Raw genomic sequence first — 21,058 nt, forward strand, 5'->3', positions numbered from 1 at the left:
CGTCAGAAATGCTCGTACCGTCGTCACATGGCCCTGAAGGCGTACGACCTCACCGGACGCACGGCGTTCGTCACGGGAGCCGCCGGCGGCATCGGGCGGGCCTGCGCCGTCCTGCTCGCCCGCGCGGGGGCCGAGGTGCGCTGCGCGGACCGTGACGAGCAGGGCCTGCACGAGACGGCGGCCCTGATCAAGGACGAGGGCGGTACGGCCCGCACCCATCACCTCGACGTGACGGACCCGGCCGGGCTCCAGCAGGCCATGGAGTCCTGCGAGCGCCTCGACGTGATGGCGGCGGTCGCCGGGATCATGCACAGCAGCCCGGTCCTGGAGACCCGGGACGAGGATCTCGACCGGGTGCTGGGCGTCAACTTCAAGGGCGTGCTGTACGCCTGTCAGGCGGCGGCCCGCCACATGATCGCGCGGCAGGTGCGGGGCAGCATCGTCACGATGGCCTCGGGCGCCGTGGACACCGGCGGCCCCGGTCTGCTCTGCTACGGCGCCTCGAAGGCGGCCGTCGTGCAGCTGACAAAGACGCTGGCGACGGAGGTCGGCCCGCACGGGATCCGCGTGAACGCCGTGGCCCCCGGCTGGGTCCGCACCCCCATGACCCAGCGCCACGGGGAGGCCCAGGCGCACACCGAGGCGCTCATGGCCCGGCGGTCACCGCTCGGCCGGGTCGGCGAGCCCCAGGACGTCGCCCATGCGGTGCTTCACCTCGCCTCGGACGCGTCGTCGTTCACCACCGGCCAGATCCTCCGCCCGAACGGCGGCGTCGCGATGCCGTGGTGACTCAGCCCGCCCCGCGCGCCCCGTACCACCCCGGCCCCGCACCGGCGGGAGCACGCAAAGCCCGCCCATGCCGTTGACAGCAAGCGTCATGCACCGCGCGACATGCTGCCCGCCCAGGAGTCGCGTTCAACGGCAGCGTCGCGTTCCCGTGGAGACCAGGGACCACTCCCGCGCCGACGACGACGGGAACGCGCACAACCCGCCCACACGCCCACGGCAAGCAGCAGGCCCCACGCCGCGATCTGCCTGTCCAGGAGTTACACAACTGCCCCCTGACAAGGGCACGCCCGGACCAGCCTCACAGAACCCGGCGCATCACCCACCTCGTACGCCGCGCACGACAACGGCCAAGCGCCCCTGCGCCATCCCCGTACGAGGGACCGGGCCCCCCGAGTACGGCACACACGCGAGCCGGCGCGGTGCGACCCACACCGCGCCCAACCCTCGCGAACGGCGCCCCTCGACGCCGCCCCAGCGCACCCACCAGCCCCCTTGCCGGAAGAGCGGCTCCGCAGCCCACCCCTCCGCCACAGGACATCCCGGCATCAGCGCACCCCGAGGCCCCACGCACCCACCGGCACCCCCGCACGAAGAGGCGGCTCCGCAGCCCACCCCTCCGTCGCACGGCATCCCGGCATCGGCGCACCCCGTCGCCCCGCGCCCCCGTCCCCCGAAGTCGCGCCCCCTCGCTACACCCCCCGTCCCCGCTCCTCACCGGACCCGCGTCGCCATATCCCCGCGAGGCGAAGACTCCGCATCGCCCGCTGGTCCGAGTCCACGGCCCGGGCAGCCCGCGCCTTCGGCACGCAATGCACGGGCAGCAGGCTCAGCCCCCACCCTCCGGCCGCGACAGCCCCCTCCCACACCCCTGCGTCGGGAGCCAGCGCGAGCCGGAGGATCCCCCACCACCACAGCGCCCCCAGCGTCAGCGTCGCCCCCCAGCGCGCCGTCCGCCCTGCCATGGTCTGCCACCTCCAGCCCGACGCTAGACCGCCGCTCGAGGCGGCAGGGAGGGCGCACCACCGGCACAGAGGCGCACCGCACGCACACACACGCCTCACCCTGCCGGGATCTCGGGGCCGTGCCCCGCCGGGCGCCCCGCGTCCGGGGCCGCGCGCCCGCCACGCGCCCCGCCCACGGTCCGGCGCGGCCCGCCGCCCGCGCCGGCCACGCCACGGCACCGCACGTCGCGGTATGCAGCCCTCGGCGGCCCCCGGTGGTCCGGCCCGCCTGACCCTCACTCGGGCCTCAGCCGTTCTCCGCCTGGAACATCCAGTGGTGCTTCTCCAGATCCGCGGTGATGCCGATGAGGATGTCCTGGCTGACCGGGTCCGGGCTCTCGGTCGCCTTCACGCGCTCCCGCATCCGTGTGATGACCGCGCCCAGCGCGTCGACCAGCCTGCCCACGGCGTCCGCGTCCTTGACCCAGCCGTCGGCCACGGCGCCGATGCCGCTGCCGGCGGCGACCGTCGCGGCGCGTCCGTCGGGCGAGACGCCCAGCGCGGAGGCGCGTTCGGCCACCGTGTCGGAGTGCAGCCGCGCGCTGGCCACGACGTCGTCCAGTTGGAGGTGGACGGAACGGAAGCGCGGTCCGACGACGTTCCAGTGGACCTGCTTGGCCACCAGGGAGAGGTCCACCAGGTCGACCAGGGCGCCCTGCAGTGCCTCGGCCACGATCTTCAGGTCCGAGTCGGACAACGGGCTCTTCACCACGTACATCGAATCCTCCGATTCAAGATCATTCGCTACGGCCCCGAGCCACCGCCTCTCCACCATGACCGCCGGGGAACACACCGGCAAACGGGGTGGCACGGGGTACGCGGAAACACGAGAGCCCCGGCCGGTCCCCTCCGGGTCTCCCCGGAGAAGCCCCGGCCGGGGCTCTCGTGTACGTGGTTCAGTCCAGGACCGCGAGGCCGTGGACGCTAGGCCGCGACGACGTCGACCGCCTCGGCAGGTGCCTTGATCGTGACCCGTTCCGGTGGCACACCGGTCACGGACACGGAATTGAGCATCGGGCGACGCACCGGTGCGGGCACCGGTTCGGTGGCCGCAGCCGACTGTGCCAGCTCGGCGAGGGCGAGTTCATCGCTCACTTCCCGCATGAGCTCGGACATCCGTACGTCAAGCGCGTCGCAGATCGCGGAGAGCAGCTCGGAGGATGCCTCCTTCTGCCCCCGCTCCACCTCGGAGAGATAGCCGAGTGAGACTCGGGCGGACGAGGAGACTTCGCGCAGAGTACGGCCCTGGCGCTGGCGCTGCCGACGCAGCACGTCACCCAGCAGGCGACGGAGCAGAATCATCGGTGGCTCCCTCCTCGGACCGCGTAGCCGCATCCTTCACGCCCCACCGTACCGCCTCGCGCCGCGGCCGTGCGGGGAGCGATGTCGTGTTTACTCAGGGCTGCAAACATCAAGTCCCCCCGTTCTGTTCCGTATCCTGTGCCAGCTCGTTTCCGGTCTGTTCGCCCGCGAGCTCCTCCAGGAGCAGCGCGAGTACGCTCCGTACACTCTCCATACGAATTTCCGCCCGACCGCCGTTCAACCGCAGTGAGGCCACTTTCCCGCCAACATCGGCCGCGGATTCCGCCGTCGCCGGTCCGTCGACGGCGACGAAAACGGTACCGACCGGCTGCCCGTCCTGGGAATCGGGGCCCGCTACGCCGGTGGTGGCGATCCCCCAGTCCGCACCGAGCGCCTTGCGCACGCCGGCCGCCATCTGCGCCGCGACCTGCGGATCCACCGCGCCGCGCTCGGCCAGCAGAGTGGCGTCGACCCCGAGCAGCGCGTGCTTGAGCTCGGTGGCGTACGCGGTCACGGAACCCCGGAAGGCCTTCGACGCCCCGGGCGTCCCTGTGATCTCCGCTGCCACCAGGCCACCGGTGAGCGATTCGGCGACGGCGAGCGTCTCGCCTCTCACCGTGAGTAGTCGCAGCACGTCAGCGGCCGTGGAACTCACCGCTCCGCCTCCTCGGCGGACGCCTGACGGGCGGCGATGCCCTGTCGGCGCAGCACAATGGCCTGTCTCACGTAGTCGAGTCCCGTCACGACGGTCAGGACGACCGCCACGGCCATCATCCAGAACCTCAGGGTCGCCAGCGGCCCCGTCAGCGCCAGCACGTACATGCCGACGGCGGTGCCCTGGGCCAGGGTCTTCATCTTGCCGCCGCGGCTCGCGGGAATCACCCCGTAACGGATCACCACGAAACGCAGCAGGGTGATCCCGAGCTCCCGCCCGAGGATCACCCCCGTCACCCACCACGGCAGATCGCCGAGGTAGGACAGACAGATCAGCGCCGCGCCCATGATCGCCTTGTCGGCGATGGGGTCGGCGATCTTCCCGAAGTCGGTGACCAGGTTGTACGTGCGGGCGATGTGACCGTCGAAGACGTCGGTGATCATCGCGACGGCGAAGGCCGCCCAGGCCCACGCGCGCCACACGGGGTCGTACCCGCCGTCGGCCAGCAGCAGTGCCACGAAGCCGGGCACCAGCACGAGCCGGAGCATGGTGAGGAGGTTCGCGACGTTCCAGAGGCTGGCCTGGTCGACGGCCGCAGCGCCCAGCTTTCGCACCGGCTTCGTTCCTCCCGGGGTGCCGGACGCACCGGCCGCGCCTTTCGCGCTGGAGGAACTGCCCGCCGCGGATGCCGGGGCTCCGGTCATCTGCCCGCCTCCTCAGTCCCCGCGAACGAGCCCGGGAGCGGCTCGGCCACCAGGTCGACACCTTCCGTGCCGACCACCTTTGCCTCGACCATACGACCGACGGTCAGACCCGCGCTGCTCGTGAGCAGCACCTGTCCGTCCGTCTCGGGCGCCTGGTGGGCGGCGCGGCCGACCGCACCCTCCTCGTCGTCGATGGACTCGACCAGGACCTGCAGGCTTTCCCCGACGCGCTCCTCGGCGCGCTGGGCGACCAGCTCCTCGGCGAGCCGCGAGACCCGCGCGAGACGCTCGGCGACGACGTCCTCGTCGAGCTTGTTGTCGTACGTCGCCGCCTCGGTGCCGTCCTCGTCGGAGTAGCCGAACACACCGATGGCGTCGAGCCGCGCGCCCGTGAGGAAGCGCTCCAGCTCCGCCAGGTCGGCCTCGGTCTCCCCGGGGAAGCCCACGATGAAGTTCGACCGCACGCCGGCCTGCGGGGCCTTGGAGCGGATGGTGTCGAGCAGCTCCAGGAAGCGGTCGGTGTCGCCGAAGCGCCGCATCGAGCGCAGCACGTCGGGGGCGGAGTGCTGGAAGGACAGGTCGAAGTAGGGCGCGATGTTCGGCGTCGACGTGAGCACGTCGATGAGCCCGGGGCGCATCTCGGCGGGCTGGAGGTAGCTGACGCGCACGCGCTCGATGCCCTCGATCGCGGCGAGCTCGGGCAGCATCGTCTCCAGGAGGCGGATGTCGCCCAGGTCCTTGCCGTACGAGGTGTTGTTCTCGGAGACGAGCATGACCTCCTTGACGCCCTGCTCGGCGAGCCAGCGGGTCTCGTTCAGCACGTCGCTGGGGCGCCGAGAGATGAAGGAGCCGCGGAAGGACGGGATGGCGCAGAAGGAGCAGCGCCGGTCGCAGCCGGAGGCGAGCTTCACGGAGGCGACCGGGGAGCCGTCCAGGCGGCGGCGCAGGGGCGCACGGGGGCCGGAGACCGGGGCGACGCCCTCCGGCAGGTCCGCGGGCGCGCCGTGGCCGGGCAGGGCCACCTCGTCGCCGGCGGACTGCCGCTCGGCCGGGCTGATCGGGAGCAGCTTGCGGCGGTCGCGCGGGGTGTGCGAGGCGTGGATGCCGCCGTTCAGGATGGTCTGGAGGCGGTCGGAGATGTCGGCGTAGTCGTCGAAGCCGAGCACGCCGTCGGCCTCGGGGAGCGCCTCGGCCAGTTCTTTGCCGTACCGCTCGGCCATGCAGCCCACCGCCACGACGGCCTGGGTTCTGCCGTGCCCCTTGAGATCGTTGGCCTCCAGGAGGGCGTCCACGGAGTCCTTCTTGGCGGCCTCGACGAACCCACAGGTGTTGACGACGGCGACGTCCGCTTGCTCGGCGTCCTCCACGAGGTGCCAGCCGTCCGCCTCCAAGCGGCCTGCGAGCTCCTCCGAGTCCACCTCGTTACGGGCGCAGCCAAGGGTGACGAGTGCGACGGTACGGCGTTCAGGCATGGGCTCTAGACTACTTCGTCCCGCCGACAGCCCACGTCGACGGGGTTGGCCGATCCCGGCCAACCCCGTACGCGCCTTGCCCCGCGGGCCGTTTATCCGACCTCGGGGTCGCCCTTGGTGTAGGTCAGGCGCTCGACCTGGCCGGGCTGGAAGTCGTTCTCGATCTTCTTGCCGTTCACGTACAGCTGGATGGCGCCGGCGTCGCCCAGGATGAGGTTGATCTTGGTGTTGTCCTGGAAGGTCTGCGACTGGCCCTTCTTGAGCAGCCCGTCGAAGAGCATCCGGCCGTTGTGGTCCTTGGCGGAGATCCAGCTGCGTCCGTCGGTGGCGGTCACCTGGACGGTGACCTTGTCCTGCGGCGCGGCGGCGATGGCGCTGTCGGACGGGTCGGGCTTCGGGTCGGTGGGCTTGGTCGGCTTGGGCTTGTGCGCCGGCTTGCTGGTGGTGGGCGTGGAGCCCTCGGCGACCTGGGCCGTCGAGCCGTCCCCGTCGTCGCCGCCCTTGACCATGGTGAACCCGACGAAGCCGATCACCGCGACGATCGCGGCGACCATGGCGGCCGTCCAGTTCGGCCCGCGGCGCTCGGGACGGATCCGTTCCGCCTCGAACAGGGGGGCCGCCGGGGTGGGCGCGGGGCGCCCGCCGTGCTCGTCGTCGTACTGCGCGAGAAGGGGGTCGGGGTCGAGGTGGACGGCGCGTGCCAGGGTCCGGATGTGACCGCGCGCGTAGACGTCACCGCCGCAGGGCGCGAAGTCGTCCTGTTCGATGGCGTGCACGATGGCGATGCGGACCCGGGTGGCGCTGCTGACGTCGTCGACAGTCAGCCCGGCCTCGATGCGCGCCTGCCGCAGGGCGTGACCGATCGAGGGGCGTTCCGCCTCGCGATCGTCTTCGAACGGACGCTCGTCTTCGGGGGAGTTGCCGTCAGGGGAGTTGCCGATGGACACGGGGGCGCCTTTCGAGCGTGTAGCCACCTGTGCTGGAGGTTCAGTCTAGGGGGGGTACGAAAGGGTGGGGCAACCGGGCGGTGGGACTTTGTACGCCATCAGAATGGCCGGTCATCCTGATGATGGGACAGGTGATCGTCCCCTCGCTCAACTTGACGTGCGAGGAAGGGAAACGGTTGCTCACAGATCCCTTACAGCTGAGTCACGTTCGAATACCCGCTCGTCGCGGATCCACCCCTGCGGCGGCTCGTGTGCCCCCGTTTCCCTACGCTTCGGTCTCCCCGCGGATCACGGCCAGTACGCCGTCCAGTTCGTCGGCCTTGACGAGGACGTCGCGCGCCTTGGAGCCCTCGCTCGGGCCCACGATGTTGCGCGACTCCATGAGGTCCATCAGCCGCCCCGCCTTGGCGAAGCCGACGCGCAGCTTGCGCTGGAGCATCGAGGTGGACCCGAACTGCGTGGAGACGACCAGTTCGGCCGCCTGGCACAGCAGGTCGAGGTCGTCGCCGATGTCCTCGTCGATCTCCTTCTTCTGCTTGGTCCCGACGGTGACGTCGTCCCGGAAGACCGGCGCCATCTGATCCTTGCAGTGCTGGACGACGGCCGCGACCTCGTCCTCGGTGACGAAGGCGCCCTGCATACGCGTGGGCTTGTTGGCGCCCATCGGGAGGAACAGTCCGTCGCCCTTGCCGATCAGCTTCTCCGCGCCCGGCTGGTCGAGGATGACCCGGCTGTCGGCGAGCGAGGAGGTGGCGAAGGCGAGCCGGGACGGCACGTTCGCCTTGATCAGGCCGGTGACGACGTCCACGGAGGGCCGCTGCGTGGCGAGCACCAGGTGGATGCCGGCCGCGCGCGCGAGCTGGGTGATGCGCACGATGGCGTCCTCGACGTCCCGCGGGGCGACCATCATCAGGTCCGCGAGCTCGTCGACGATCACGAGCAGGTACGGGTACGGGCTCAGCTCGCGCTCGCTGCCCTCCGGCAGCTTCACCTTGCCGTTCCTGATGGCCTCGTTGAAGTCGTCGATGTGCCGGTACCCGAACGCCGCGAGGTCGTCGTAGCGCAGGTCCATCTCGCGGACGACCCACTGGAGCGCCTCGGCGGCCCGCTTCGGGTTGGTGATGATCGGCGTGATCAGGTGCGGGATGCCCTCGTACGCGGTCAGCTCGACGCGCTTGGGGTCGACGAGGACCATGCGCACGTCCTCCGGGGTCGCCCGCACCATGACCGAGGTGATCAGGCAGTTGATGCAGGACGACTTGCCGGAACCGGTGGCGCCGGCGACCAGGACGTGCGGCATCTTCGCCAGGTTGGCCATCACGTAGCCGCCCTCGACGTCCTTGCCGAGCGCGACCAGCATCGGGTGGTCGTCCTCGGCCGCGTCCGCGAGGCGCAGCACGTCACCGAGGTTGACCATCTCGCGGTCGGTGTTCGGGATCTCGATGCCGACCGCCGACTTGCCGGGGATCGGGCTGATGATCCGCACGTCGGGGCTGGCGACGGCGTACGCGATGTTCTTGGTGAGCGCGGTGATCCGCTCGACCTTCACGGCGGGGCCGAGCTCGACCTCGTAACGCGTGACCGTCGGACCGCGCGTGAAGCCGGTGACGGCGGCGTCGACCTTGAACTCCATGAAGACGTTGGACAGCGAGGCGACCACGGCGTCGTTGGCGGCGCTGCGCGTCTTGCCGGGTCCGCCGCGCTCCAGCAGGTCCAGGGACGGCAGCGCGTAGGTGATGTCGCCGGAGAGCTGGAGCTGCTCGGCCCGGGAGGGCATCTCGCGCGGCGTATCGGGTGCGGCCTTGGTCAGGTCGGGCACGACGGCCTCGGCCTTGAACGGGTCCTGCTTGGCCTGCTTCGGCTGCTTGGCACCGGCGGGGGGCTTGGCGGCCGCCGGAGCGGTCCTGGCCCGCGCGGCCGGCACCGGCGTCGTCTCCTCGTAGTCGTCCCGCTCCGGGTGGACGCCCTGGGTGAGGTCGGCGACCAGCGGCGAGGGCGGCATCCCGTGCAGGACGGCGCCGTCCAGCGCGGCGGCCGCCGCCGCGGCGACGTCGACCGCGTCCATCGGCCGGTCCATGTCGGGCTGCTGCACGGCACGCCGGGGGCGGCTCCGGCGCTTGGTGAGCGCCTCCTGCTCGGCTCCGTCGGGGTCGTACGCCTCGGGGGCGCGCGGGCGCCGGGAGCGCGCCGGCAGGGCCTCACGCCACTGCTCGTCGTAGCGCTCGTCGTCCTCGGCCCAGTCCTCCGCGTCCTCGGGGGACGCGAGGATGCCGAGCTTCTCGCCGAGCAGGCGCAGCCGCTGCGGGATCGCGTTCACCGGGGTCGCCGTGACGACGAGGAGCCCGAAGACCGTCAGCAGCACCAGGAGGGGGACGGCGAGGACGTCGCCCATCGTGTACGTCAGCGGGGTCGCCACGCCCCAGCCGATCAGCCCGCCGGAGTCCCTTATCGCCTGCATGCCGTCGCTGCGGGCGGGCGCGCCGCACGCGATGTGGACCTGGCCGAGCACGCCGATCACGAGCGCGGACAGGCCGATGACGATGCGGCCGTTGGCCTCGGGCTTCTCCGGATGCCGGATCAGGCGGGCGGCGACGATGCCGATCAGTATCGGGACGAGCAGGTCGAGGCGCCCGAAGGCGCCGGTCACCAGCATCTCCACCAGGTCGCCGACGGGGCCCTGGAGGCTCGACCAGGTACCGGCCGCGATGATCAGCATGAGGCCGAGCAGCAGCAGCGCGACGCCGTCCTTGCGGTGCGCCGGGTCGAGGCCCTTGGCGCCCGCCCCTATGCCGCGGAACAGCGCTCCGACGGCGTGCGCGACTCCGAGCCAGACGGCGCGCACCAGTCGGTACACGCCTCCGGTCGGGCTGGGCGCCGGCCTGGGAGGGGCCTTCTTGACCGCGGCCTTCCTGGCGGGCGCCCTTTTGACGGCGGCCTTTTTCGCGGGGGCCTTCTTCGCCGGAGCCTTCGTCGGGACGACCGCCTTCTTCGCGGGCGGCTTCTTGGCTGCGGACTGACGTGAGGCCATGGGTATGAGGTTACCGGTGGAGACGACAGCGGACACGTGTGCCTACCGCTTCACCCGTTCGTGTCGCCCTTCACGGGGACCACAACTGACGCCGTTTCACCGCTTTTGCACCTCGACGGGCGCGAAGTGACGGTCCGTCCGCCGCCGGAAAGGGCACCCCTGGACGGTCGGCGGTCTCGGTCAGTACGGCGGCGGCGGAGGGCCCGCTCCCCATGACGGGAACAGGCCGACGCGGCGCGGGAGTTCCGGCCCGCGTCAGTTCTGCGAGGGCAGCGACGGCGCCCCGCTGCCCGCGCCGGGCTCCAGGGCGTCCAGCGCTCTGCGCAGGCCCGTCAGTTTGCGTTCGAGATGGGCCGCGGTCGCCACGGCGGCCGCGTCGGCGGAGTCGTCGTCGAGCTGCTTGGACAGCGCCTCGGCCTGCTCCTCGACGGCCGCGAGCCGCGCGGACAGCTCGGCCAGCAGCCCGGCGGGCTCCTTGGTGTCGGCCGCCGCCTTGCCGCCGCCCTCCAGCTGGAGCCGCAGCAGCGCCGCCTGCTCCCGCAGTTGGCAGTTCTTCATGTAGAGCTCGACGAAGACCGAGACCTTCGCGCGCAGCACCCACGGGTCGAACGGCTTGGAGATGTAGTCGACCGCGCCCGCCGCGTACCCGCGGAAGGTGTGGTGCGGACCGTGGTTGATCGCGGTGAGGAAGATGATCGGGATGTCCCGCGTCCGCTCCCGCCGCTTGATGTGGGCGGCGGTCTCGAAACCGTCCATCCCCGGCATCTGCACATCCAGCAGGATGACCGCGAAATCGTCCGTCAGCAGCGCTTTGAGCGCTTCCTCCCCGGACGATGCCCGCACCAGTGTCTGATCGAGCGCGGAGAGGATGGCCTCCAGCGCCAGCAGATTCTCCGGCCGGTCATCGACCAGGAGGATCTTGGCCTTCTGCACCATGGCCCGCCCTCCTCGCCCCGGCAGTGCACCGGGCGCCGCCCCAGAGGACGACTCCCTTGCGCCGCCCGTCCTTGTGCCGGTCATGGTAGCCGCACCCCGCCTGTCGCCACACCCTGTCACCGTGATGTCACTGTGCACATAGCAGAAACGTAGTGGGAGACCAGAAGGTTCCCCGAATCCCGGGTTTCTACACGGCCTCGGCCACCCTCGGTCATGCCACGTCGGGCGCGCCCCGCCGCCCCGCAGGGCGGTCCGGCCGGCCGAACGGACCGCCCGGCGGACGGGACCCGCCGGCCGCCCCCGGACGCGGGGCGCTGACACCGCGTAGCCGCCCGCACGTCACTGCCCCCGCATCCACTGCTCCATCACCGACAGCAGGTGATCGGGGTCGACCGGCTTCGTGACGTAGTCGGAGGCACCCGACTCGATGGCCTTCTCCCGGTCGCCCTTCATCGCCTTCGCGGTGAGGGCGATGATCGGCAGACCCGCGAACTGCGGCATCCGCCTGATCGCCGTGGTCGTCGCGTACCCGTCCATCTCCGGCATCATGATGTCCATCAGGACGACCGTCACGTCGTCGTGCTGCTCCAGCACCTCGATGCCCTCGCGGCCGTTCTCGGCGTACAGCACGGACAGACCGTGCTGCTCCAGCACGCTGGTGAGCGCGAAGACGTTGCGGATGTCGTCGTCGACGATCAGCACCTTCTCGCTGTCGAACCGGATGCCGGACCGCGGCTTCGGAGCCGTGTCCTGCTGCCCTTCGGCCGGCCACTGCTCATGCCCCTGCCCGGCGGCCGACGGGCCGGTGAGCCCCGGCCGCTGCTCGACCGCGGGCACCGCCCGGCGGCGGCGCCGGAACAGCGCGGCGGGCCCGTTCTGGGTCTCCTGGTACGACTTCACCTCGGCCGGCGTCTCGATGCCCGGCCCGGCCGGCTCGGCCTCGGAGGCGAGCAGTTCCCCGGCGCCGAGGGCCGGCGCCAGCTGCCCGTAGCCCTGCGGCGGCAGTTCGCTCGGGTGCAGCGGCAAATACAGCGTGAACGTCGAGCCGCGCCCCGGTTCGCTCTGCGCGTGGATCTCCCCGCCCAGCAGCCGCGCGATCTCCCGCGAGATGGACAGCCCCAGACCCGTACCGCCGTACTTGCGGCTGGTGGTGCCGTCCGCCTGCTTGAACGCCTCGAAGATCACCCGCATCTTGCTCGCGGCGATCCCGATGCCGGTGTCGGTGACCGAGAAGGCGATCAGGTCGCCGTCCGCGTCCCGCAGCGAGCCGGACTCCAGCAACTGCTCCCGGATGGCCACGGGGACGTCCGCTGCCGCCGGCCTGATGACCAGCTCCACCGCTCCCGAGTCGGTGAACTTCACCGCGTTGGACAGCAGGTTGCGCAGCACCTGGAGCAGGCGCTGTTCGTCGGTGTGCAGCGTCGCGGGCAGCTCCGGCGAGACCCGTACCGAGAAGTCGAGCCCCTTCTCCGCCGTCAGCGGGCGGAACGTGGCCTCCACGTAGTCGACGAGCTGCACCAGCGCGATACGGGTCGGCGAGACGTCCATCTTGCCCGCCTCGACCTTCGACAGATCGAGGATGTCGTTGATCAGCTGGAGCAGGTCGGAGCCCGCGCCGTGGATCGTCTCGGCGAACTCGACCTGCTTCGGGGTGAGGTTGGAGTCCGCGTTGTCGGCTAGCAACTTGGCCAGGATCAGCAGGGAGTTGAGCGGCGTACGCAGCTCGTGCGACATGTTGGCGAGGAACTCGCTCTTGTAGCGCATCGACACCGCGAGCTGCTCGGCACGCTCCTCCAGGACCTGCCGCGCCTCCTCGATCTCCGTGTTCTTCACCTCGATGTCGCGGTTCTGCTGGGCCAGCAGCTCGGCTTTCTCCTCCAGTTCGGCGTTGGACTCCTGGAGCGCCTTCTGCCGGTTCTCCAACTCGGCCGACCGCTCGCGCAGTTGCTCGGTCAGCTCCTGCGACTGCTTGAGCAGCACCTCCGTCTTGGTGTTGACGGAGATGGTGTTGACGCTCGTCGCGATCATCTCGGCGATCTGGTTCAGGAAGTCCTTCTGGATCTGCGTGAACGGCGTGAACGACGCCAGCTCGATCACGCCGAGCACCGTGCCCTCGAAGAGCACCGGAAGGACGATCACCTGCGCGGGCGGCGCCTCGCCGAGACCGGAGGAGATCTTCAGATAGCCGCTCGGCGCGTTCTCCACCAGGATCGTGCGCTTCTCCTGCGCGGCCGTCCCGATCAGCGCCTCGCCGGGCCGGAACGACGTCGGCATGGAGCCCATCGAGTAGCCGTACGACCCGAGCATGCGCAGCTCGTACGCCTCCTCGTCCTGGGTGCCCGCGTCCTTGCCGTCCATCAGCGGCATCGAGAGGAAGAACGCGCCGTGCTGCGCGGACACGACCGGGGTCAGCTCGCTCATGATCAGCGAGGCCACGTCGTCGAGGTCGCGCCGCCCCTGCATCAGGGCGGAGATGCGCGCCAGGTTGCCCTTGAGCCAGTCCTGCTCCTTGTTGGCGATGGTGGTGTCGCGCAGGTTGGCGATCATCTTGTTGATGTAGTCCTGAAGTTCCTGGATCTCGCCCGAGGCGTCCACGTCGATCTTCAGGTTGAGGTCGCCGCGGGTCACCGCGGTCGCCACGCGCGCGATGGCGCGCACCTGCCGGGTCAGGTTCCCGGCCATCTCGTTCACCGACTCGGTGAGGTCGCGCCAGGTGCCGTCCACGTCACGCACCCGCGCCTGGCCGCCCAACTGCCCCTCGGTGCCCACCTCGCGGGCGACGCGGGTGACCTCCTCCGCGAAGGACGACAGCTGGTCGACCATCGTGTTGATGGTGGTCTTGAGCTCCAGGATCTCGCCGCGCGCGTCGATGTCGATCTTCTTGGTCAGATCGCCCTTCGCGATGGCCGTCGTGACCATCGCGATGTTGCGCACCTGGCCGGTCAGGTTCGACGCCATCCCGTTCACCGACTCGGTGAGGTCCTTCCACGTACCCGACACCCCCGGTACGCGCGCCTGGCCGCCGAGGATGCCGTCCGTGCCCACCTCGCGGGCCACCCGGGTCACCTGGTCGGCGAACGAACTCAGCGTCTTCACCATGGTGTTGACGGTGTCGGCGAGCTGCGCGACCTCACCGCTCGCCTCGACCGTGACCTTCTTGGTGAGGTCGCCGTTGGCCACCGCCGTCGCGACCTGCGAGATGTTCCGCACCTGGTTGGTCAGGTTGTTGGCCATCACGTTGACGTTGTCGCTGAGGTCCTTCCAGATGCCCGTCACGCCCGGCACCCGGGCCTGACCGCCCAGGTTGCCCTCGGTGCCCACCTCGCGGGCCACCCGGGTCACCTGCTCCGCGAAGTTGGAGAGCTGGTCGACCATCGTGTTGACGGTGGTGACGAGTTCGAGGATCTCGCCCTTGGCGTCGACGGTGATCTTCTTCGACAGGTCGCCCTTGGCGACGGCGGTCGTGACCTCGGCGATGTTGCGGACCTGGATGGTCAGGTTGTTCGCCATGAAGTTCACGGACTGGGTGAGGTCCTTCCAGGTGCCGGAGACACCCTGCACCTCGGCTTGGCCGCCGAGCATGCCCTCCGTACCCACCTCACGCGCGACCCGCGTCACCTGCTCGGCGAAGTTCGAGAGCTGGTCCACCATCGTGTTGAGGGTGTTCTTCAGCTCCAGGATCTCGCCGCGCGCGTCCACGTCGATCTTCTGCGACAGGTCACCCCGCGCCACCGCCGTCGCGACCTGCGCGATGTTGCGGACCTGCGCGGTCAGGTTGCCGGCCATGCCGTTCACCGAGTCGGTCAGGTCGCGCCACACACCGGCCACGCCGGGCACCTGCGCCTGACCGCCCAGCCGGCCCTCCGTACCCACGTCACGGGCGACCCGCGTCACCTGGTCCGCGAAGGCGGAGAGCTGGTCCACCATCGTGTTGATGGTGTTCTTCAGCTCCAGGATCTCGCCGCGCGCGTCCACGTCGATCTTCTGCGACAGGTCACCCCGCGCCACCGCCGTCGTCACCTGGGCGATCTGCCTCACCTGAGAGGTCAGGTTGCCCGCCATGAAGTTGACGGAGTCGGTGAGTTCCTTCCACGTACCGGACACGCCGTCCACGCGGGCCTGCCCGCCGAGCCGGCCCTCGGTGCCCACGTCCCGGGCCATCCGCGTCACCTGGTCCGCGAAGCTCGACAGCTGGTCCACCATCGTGTTCACGGTGTTCTTCAGCTGGAGCATCTCGCCGGACACGTCGACGGTGACCTTCTGCGACAGGTCGCCGTTCGCCACCGCCGTCGTCACCTGCGCGATGTTGCGCACCTGACCGGTGAGGTTGCGGAACGCCGTGTTGACGGAGTCCGTGAGGTCCTTCCACGTACCCGCCGCGCCCGGCACCTGCGCCTGCCCGCCCAGTTCGCCCTCGACACCGATCTCCCGCGCCACCCGCGTGACCTCGGCACCGAAGGACGACAGCTGGTCGACCATCGTGTTGACGGTGTTCTTCAGCTCCAGCATCTCGCCGGCCACGTCCACGGTGACCTTCTGCGACAGGTCGCCGTTCGCCACCGCCGTCGTCACCGCGGCGATGTCCCGCACCTGCGTCGTCAGGTTCCGGAAGACCGTGTTCACCGAGTCGGTGAGGTCCTTCCAGGTGCCGGCCGCACCTGGCACGTTCGCCTGGCCGCCGAGCCGTCCCTCGCCGCCGACCTCGTTCGCCACCCGGGTGACCTCGTCCGCGAACGTCCGCAGCGTCTCGGTCATCTGGTTGATCGTCTCGGCGAGCTGCGCCACCTCGCCGCGCGCCGACACCGTCACCTTCTGCGACAGGTCACCGCTGGCGACCGCCGTCGTCACCTGCGCGATCCCGCGCACCTGGGCCGTCAGGTTGCCGGCCATCAGGTTCACCGAATCGGTGAGGTCCTTCCACACACCCGCCACACCGGGCACCTGGGCCTGACCGCCCAGCTCACCCTCCGTGCCCACCTCGCGGGCGACCCGCGTCACCTCGGAGGAGAAGGAGGACAGCTGGTCCACCATCGTGTTGACGGTGTTCTTCAGCTCCAGCATCTCGCCGGCCACGTGAACCGTGACCTTCCGGGACAGATCACCCTTGGCCACCGCCGTCGTGACGAGCGCGATGTCCCGTACCTGGGCGGTCAGGCGATACGCCATCGTGTTGACGGAGTCCGTGAGGTCCTTCCACGAACCGGACATCCCGCGCACCCGGGCCTGCCCGCCCAGCTTGCCCTCGGTGCCCACCTCGCTGGCCACCCGCGTCACCTCGTCGGTGAACGTGGACAGCTGGTCGACCAGGTTGTTGACCGTGCGCCCGACCTTCAGGAACTCCCCCCGCAGCGGATGTCCGTTCCCGTCCGGCGCCTGCGCCCGCAGCTCCATACGCGGCGACAGATCGCCCTCCGCCACCGCGGACAGCACCCGGCCGACCTCGGCGACCGGCCGTACGAGATCGTCGACCAGGGCGTTCGACGCGTCGATCGCGGCCGCCCAGGAACCCTCGCAGGCCCCCGTCTCCAGCCGCTCCGTGAGCTTGCCCTCACGCCCGACCATGCGCCGCACCCGCGACAGCTCACCCGTGAGGTGCAGGTTCCGGTCGGCCACCTCGTTGAAGACGGCCGCGATCTCGGACATCACACCGTCGCCCGAGACGGTCAGCCGCTTGCGGAAATTGCCGTCCCGCATCGAGACCAGGGCCGTCAGCAGCCGGTTCAGGGCAGCCGTGTCCACCGCGGTGGTCCCACCCCTCGGTTTCCGCTCGTTGCTCGGGGACTGTCCGCCCTTCGCGCGCGTCTTCGTGCCCCGCGTCGCTGCGCCAGACTCCACTGTGTCCCTCCCGCAGGGGTCGACCATTACTGCTCTGCGTGCTCAGTACTTCCACTCGGTGTACCGGGCGGGCTTCCGCTCGGCATACTCGGAAAGGCCCTCTGCCTGCCCGGACCTTCCCATGGAGCCTGCCCAGTGTTTCACCCCGACCGAACCAGGCCATAACAGTTCGGCAGCTTCGCACATCGTCCGCACACCCTCTGGACGGAAACACTGGCGACCGGCATCCGCACGGGCGGCGAAGGTAAGTAACCTTGCATGCGGCTGTCCAGCCACGCCGGTTCCGTCCGGACTGGGCGGTGGCACGAGCACGAGCGGGCAGGCATCGGAGGGGCGCCGCACCATGACCACCGGACTGCATCCTGGGGAAGCGCCCCGGGATCCCCGGCCGACGGGGAACCAGCCCCTGCCCCGGCAGGAGCGAGTCGACCCCGCATCCGTGCACGCCGACAACCGGACAAGGAGATCTGTGATCACCGCGCGCGCGGCCGCCAGCTTCGAGCCCTTGGGGCGATCGGTCGCGACCGCCCGCGCCTTCGTCCGTGACACCCTCCAGGGCTGGGGCTTCGCCGATGTCGTCGACGACGCCGTGGTCCTCACCAGTGAACTGGTCACGAACGCCGTGGTGCACGCCGGCACGTCCGCGGACGTCCTGTGTCTGCGCAGCGACGACGGCGTACGTATCGAGGTGGCGGATCGCTACCCCGAACGCGAGATCCCACTCCAGGGCTCCGTCGCGAACATGGGCAGCCCCGACCGCGAGGGCGGCCGCGGCCTCCAGCTCTGCGCCGCCCTGGCCGACCGCTGGGGCGTCGACTACACGCCCACCCAGAAGCAGGTCTGGTTCCAGCTCGACCTGCCCGAACGCGCGGTGGGCACCCGCACCGCCGGCCCGTCCCTGCCCGCCGCCCTCCTCCCGCTCGCCGACGGCCGCGTACGCGTCGCCGTCGTCCAGATCGACCGCGTCGGCGCCATCACGGCGTGGAACGAGGACGCCGAGGAGCTCTTCGGGTACACGGCCGAGCAGGTCACCGGCAAACCGCTCACCGACCTCGCCGCCTGGCCGCACACGCCGGGCACCAGCACCGGCATCGTCGAGGCCCTCCAGCTCTCGCGCTGGGAGGGCAGCTACGGCCTGCGGGGCGCCGACGGCCGCGTGACCGCCGTGTACGCCTCCCACCTCCGCGTCCGCGACACCGGAGGCGAGCCCTCCACGGTCTGCCTCCTGGTCCGCAACCACGAACGGGCCGTCCTCCAGACGCCGTTGCGCGGCGCCTCCCCCGACTCCGGCACGATGGCCGAGGGCCAGACCACCGACCCGTTCGAGGTCTTCATCGGCTCCCCCGCCCCGGACGACCTGGACGGCCTCCTCCAGCGCACGGTGGAGCGCGCCCGCGACATGCTCGACGCCGACTCCGCCTTCCTGCTCCTCGCCACCGACGACGAGACGGAACTCGAGGTACGCGCCTCCACCGGCCTGCCCTCCGCCCGCCAGCGCTTCGCCCGCGTCCCCGTCGAAGCGGGCCCCGGGCGCTACGGCTCGGCCCGGATGCCGGCCGTCCACGACGACCTCTCGGCCGTCCCGGGCGCGGTCCCGCTGCTCAACGGCACCGGCATGCGCTCGGTCGTCACCGTCCCGCTGAAGGTCGAGGGCCGCCTCACCGGCTCCCTCGGCGTCGCCGCGGAGGCGCCGGGCCGGTACTCGAACGAGGAGGCGCTGCGCCTGCAGTTCGCCGCCGACCGCATCGCGCTGGCCGTCGAGTCCGCCCGCCTCGGCGAACTGGAGCGCCTGCGCCGCGGTTCGCTGTCCTTCCTCGTCGAGGCCTCCGACCTCCTCGCCGGCACCCTGGACCGCGACCAGACGCTGGCCCTCATGGCCCAGATGACGGTCCCGACGCTGGCCACCTGGTGCGCGGTCTACACGATCGCCGACCAGTCCTCGGACCCCTACCTCTCGTACGTCCTGCACGAGGACGAGGAGCGCATCGACGGCCTCAAGGCGCTGCTCTCCAAGATCGACCCGCCCGACCCGGTGCCCACGCCGGGCGCCCGCGTCTGGTCGGCCCCGGCCGAGGCGGCCCACCAGGCGGCGCTGCGCACCTCCATGCGCAGCCTCGGCCTCGGCGAGTCCCCATCGGTGGGTTCGGGCATCGGCACGACGCTCGCGACGGCCGCGGCGGTCGGCGGCGAGACCGTCGTGCTGCCCCTGGTGGCCCGCAACCGCGTCATCGGCATGCTCACCCTCGGCAAGCCGTCGGACGAGCACTTCCGCCAGGAGATCCTGGAACTCGCCGAGGACCTGAGCCGCCGCGCGGCCCTGGCCCTGGACAACGCCCGCCTGTACTCGGAGCGCACGGCGATCAGCCAGTCCCTCCAGCGCAGCCTCCTGCCGCCCGAGCTCCCCGTGATCGACGGCGTCGAGGTCGAGGTCATCTACCGAGCGGCCGGCGAGGGCAACGAGGTCGGCGGCGACTTCTACGACGTCTTCCCGATCCGCGACGGCGCCTACGGCTTCGCCATCGGCGACGTGTGCGGTACGGGCCCGGAGGCGGCGGCGGTCACCGGCCTCGCCCGGCACGCACTGCGGCTCCTGGCCCGCGAGGGCTTCGGCGGTCCCGCGGTCCTGGAGCGCCTGAACTCCGCGATCCTCGACGAGGGCGCCCGCAGCCGCTTCCTGACGCTGCTGTACGGCGAGTTGTGGCCCCAGGAGGACGGCTCGGCGGTGCTGAAGGTGGTCTGCGCCGGGCACCCGCTGCCGCTCCGCCTGCGCCAGGACGGCACGGTCGAGCCCGCCGCGGAACCGCAGCCGCTCCTCGGCGTCATGGACGACCTGGAGCTGTACGAGGAGACGGTGACGCTGGATCCCGGCGACGTGCTCCTGTGCGTGACGGACGGCGTCACCGAACGCCGTGAGGGCACCCGCATGCTCGGCGACGACGGCCTGGCCGACGTGCTGACCACCTGCACCGGGCTGACGGCGGGCGCGGTGGCGGCCCGCATCATGCGCGCCGTGGAGCGGTTCGCGTCCGACGCCCCGTCCGACGACATGGCGATTCTCGCGATGCGTGTTCCAGGACTCCAGAAGGACTGACCGAAAAGCCCGGATTTCCGGACTCCCGGAAGTCCGGGCAATGCAGAAAGGCCCCCCACCCGAATGGGCGGAGGCCTTTTCTTTCGGAGCCCCCCAACGGAATCGAACCGTTGACCTTCTCCTTACCATGGAGACGCTCTGCCGACTGAGCTAGGGGGGCCGGTCGCCTTTTCGAGGTTTCCCTCGCGGCAACGGAATAGATCATACCCCGAACAGCGGGGTGGTCCCAACCAGTCCGGCCGAATCAGAAGGCCGGCTGAAGCAGTCCCCCGAGCGCATTGCACGAGGACACGATGCGCTGCATCTCGCGCTTGGTCAGGGACGCGTCCACGGGCAGCGCGAGTGTCTCGTCCGCGGCCCTCTCGGTCTCGGGAAGGCACACGTCGCGACGGAAGACGGGCATGCGGTGCACCGGCGTCTTCACGGGCACCCGGCAGTCGACTCCCCTGGCCCGCACCGCCCGCGCGAAAGCGTCCCGGTCCGGCCGCCCGTTGCCGGGCACGCGCACGACGTACTGCTGGTAGGTGTGCCCGTCACCGCCGTCCGGCGTCCGCACCCCGCTGAGCCTGGAGTCGAGGTACGAGGCCCGCGCCCTGCGCTGGGCGATCTCGTCGTACGGCGCCTCGGACTCCCCGTGTTCCAGTACGAGGAGGCCGTGCCGCTGCCCGAGCGCGTGCAGCGGAGCCACGGCAGCCGGCCGTCCGAACCGGTGCACCACGACGACGGCGGCGGTCCGCGAGGTCACCGCGTACTCGACCGCCAGTGCGTCGAGGCAGTACGTCGTCGGGTCTATGTCGGCGAACACGGGCGTCGCCCCGGTGAGGGTGACGGCCTCGGCGACCTCGACGTTCCCGAAGGCCGGCACGACGACCTCGTCACCGGCGCCGACACCCGCGGCCCTGAGCATTGCAGCAGTACCCATGCCTCGGATGGTGGTCGCGCAACGTGAACGACAAGTGACGCACAACAAAAAAGAGCTGGTCCCCGAACCGAAGTTCGGGGACCAGCTCTATTAAAATTTGTTCGGCGGCGTCCTACTCTCCCACAGGGTCCCCCCTGCAGTACCATCGGCGCTGTAAGGCTTAGCTTCCGGGTTCGGAATGTAACCGGGCGTTTCCCTCACGCTATGACCACCGAAACACTATGAAACTGTCAACCGGAGCCGTGGCATAGCTACGACGGTTGTTCGTGGTTTCAGAACCAACACAGTGGACGCGAGCAACTGAGGACAAGCCCTCGGCCTATTAGTACCAGTCACCTCCAGCGGTTGCCCGCCTTCCAGATCTGGCCTATCAACC

The 21,058-nt window shown here is 70.6% G+C and carries 12 protein-coding genes, 1 tRNA gene and 1 rRNA gene; 2 read left to right on the forward strand and 12 right to left on the reverse strand.

The features are described 5' to 3' along the window. The first annotated feature begins 27 nt into the window (after positions 1–27). Entirely contained in the window at positions 28–789 is a 762-nt protein-coding gene (locus ACFYQQ_RS04555; RefSeq protein ID WP_355793522.1) for an SDR family NAD(P)-dependent oxidoreductase, read from the forward strand. Between the two features lie 1,248 nt (positions 790–2,037). Here ACFYQQ_RS04555 and ACFYQQ_RS04560 read toward each other — a convergent pair. From ACFYQQ_RS04560 to ACFYQQ_RS04600, 9 genes are all read right to left on the reverse strand, one after another. Continuing rightward, a complete protein-coding gene (locus ACFYQQ_RS04560) occupies positions 2,038–2,508 on the reverse strand; it encodes a DNA starvation/stationary phase protection protein (RefSeq protein WP_355792695.1) in 471 nt (156 codons plus the stop codon). Between the two features lie 206 nt (positions 2,509–2,714). Beyond that, on the reverse strand, positions 2,715–3,092 hold the full coding sequence (locus ACFYQQ_RS04565; RefSeq protein ID WP_037620346.1) for a helix-turn-helix domain-containing protein: 378 nt from the start codon (positions 3,090–3,092) through the stop codon (positions 2,715–2,717). A 109-nt stretch (positions 3,093–3,201) separates the two neighbouring features. Further along, positions 3,202–3,747 (reverse strand): CinA family protein, encoded by a 546-nt coding sequence (locus ACFYQQ_RS04570; protein WP_355792692.1) that lies wholly within the window; start codon positions 3,745–3,747, stop codon positions 3,202–3,204. Next, positions 3,744–4,451 carry a CDP-diacylglycerol--glycerol-3-phosphate 3-phosphatidyltransferase gene (pgsA, locus tag ACFYQQ_RS04575; protein ID WP_355792689.1) on the reverse strand — a complete coding sequence of 236 codons (708 nt, stop codon included), beginning with the start codon at positions 4,449–4,451 and terminating at the stop codon, positions 3,744–3,746. The genes ACFYQQ_RS04570 and pgsA overlap by 4 nt, the downstream gene beginning before the upstream one ends. Beyond that, positions 4,448–5,923, reverse strand: a complete 1,476-nt coding sequence (rimO, locus tag ACFYQQ_RS04580) for a 30S ribosomal protein S12 methylthiotransferase RimO (RefSeq protein ID WP_356172456.1) — start codon at positions 5,921–5,923, stop codon at positions 4,448–4,450. Before rimO ends, pgsA begins: the two co-directional genes overlap by 4 nt. Positions 5,924–6,015: 92 nt before the next feature. Continuing rightward, a complete protein-coding gene (locus tag ACFYQQ_RS04585; protein WP_355787621.1) occupies positions 6,016–6,870 on the reverse strand; it encodes a RodZ domain-containing protein in 855 nt (284 codons plus the stop codon). Between the two features lie 265 nt (positions 6,871–7,135). Further along, positions 7,136–9,898, reverse strand: coding sequence for a DNA translocase FtsK (locus ACFYQQ_RS04590; protein ID WP_355787624.1), 2,763 nt, complete (start codon positions 9,896–9,898; stop codon positions 7,136–7,138). Positions 9,899–10,153: 255 nt separating this feature from the next. After that, positions 10,154–10,834: a response regulator gene (locus ACFYQQ_RS04595; RefSeq protein WP_355787627.1), complete on the reverse strand. Its 681-nt coding sequence runs from the start codon at positions 10,832–10,834 to the stop codon at positions 10,154–10,156. A 339-nt stretch (positions 10,835–11,173) separates the two neighbouring features. After that, a complete protein-coding gene (locus ACFYQQ_RS04600) occupies positions 11,174–16,669 on the reverse strand; it encodes a HAMP domain-containing protein (protein WP_356172464.1) in 5,496 nt (1,831 codons plus the stop codon). Between the two features lie 343 nt (positions 16,670–17,012). On the opposite strand from ACFYQQ_RS04600, the gene ACFYQQ_RS04605 reads away from it, so the two are divergent. Further along, positions 17,013–19,760, forward strand: a complete 2,748-nt coding sequence (locus ACFYQQ_RS04605; protein ID WP_356172466.1) for a SpoIIE family protein phosphatase — start codon at positions 17,013–17,015, stop codon at positions 19,758–19,760. Between the two features lie 87 nt (positions 19,761–19,847). On the opposite strand, the gene ACFYQQ_RS04610 is transcribed toward ACFYQQ_RS04605, so the two are convergent. The 3 genes from ACFYQQ_RS04610 to rrf form a co-directional block, all read right to left on the reverse strand. After that, a tRNA-Thr gene (locus tag ACFYQQ_RS04610) sits at positions 19,848–19,920 on the reverse strand. A gap of 84 nt (positions 19,921–20,004) precedes the next feature. Next, positions 20,005–20,667 carry a DegT/DnrJ/EryC1/StrS family aminotransferase gene (locus ACFYQQ_RS04615; protein WP_355794025.1) on the reverse strand — a complete coding sequence of 221 codons (663 nt, stop codon included), beginning with the start codon at positions 20,665–20,667 and terminating at the stop codon, positions 20,005–20,007. Positions 20,668–20,781: 114 nt separating this feature from the next. Next, positions 20,782–20,898: ribosomal RNA gene (gene rrf, locus ACFYQQ_RS04620) — 5S ribosomal RNA — on the reverse strand. Positions 20,899–21,058 lie beyond the last annotated feature (160 nt).

Source organism: Streptomyces sp. NPDC005496 (assembly GCF_042872045.1).
GTDB lineage: Bacteria > Actinomycetota > Actinomycetes > Streptomycetales > Streptomycetaceae > Streptomyces.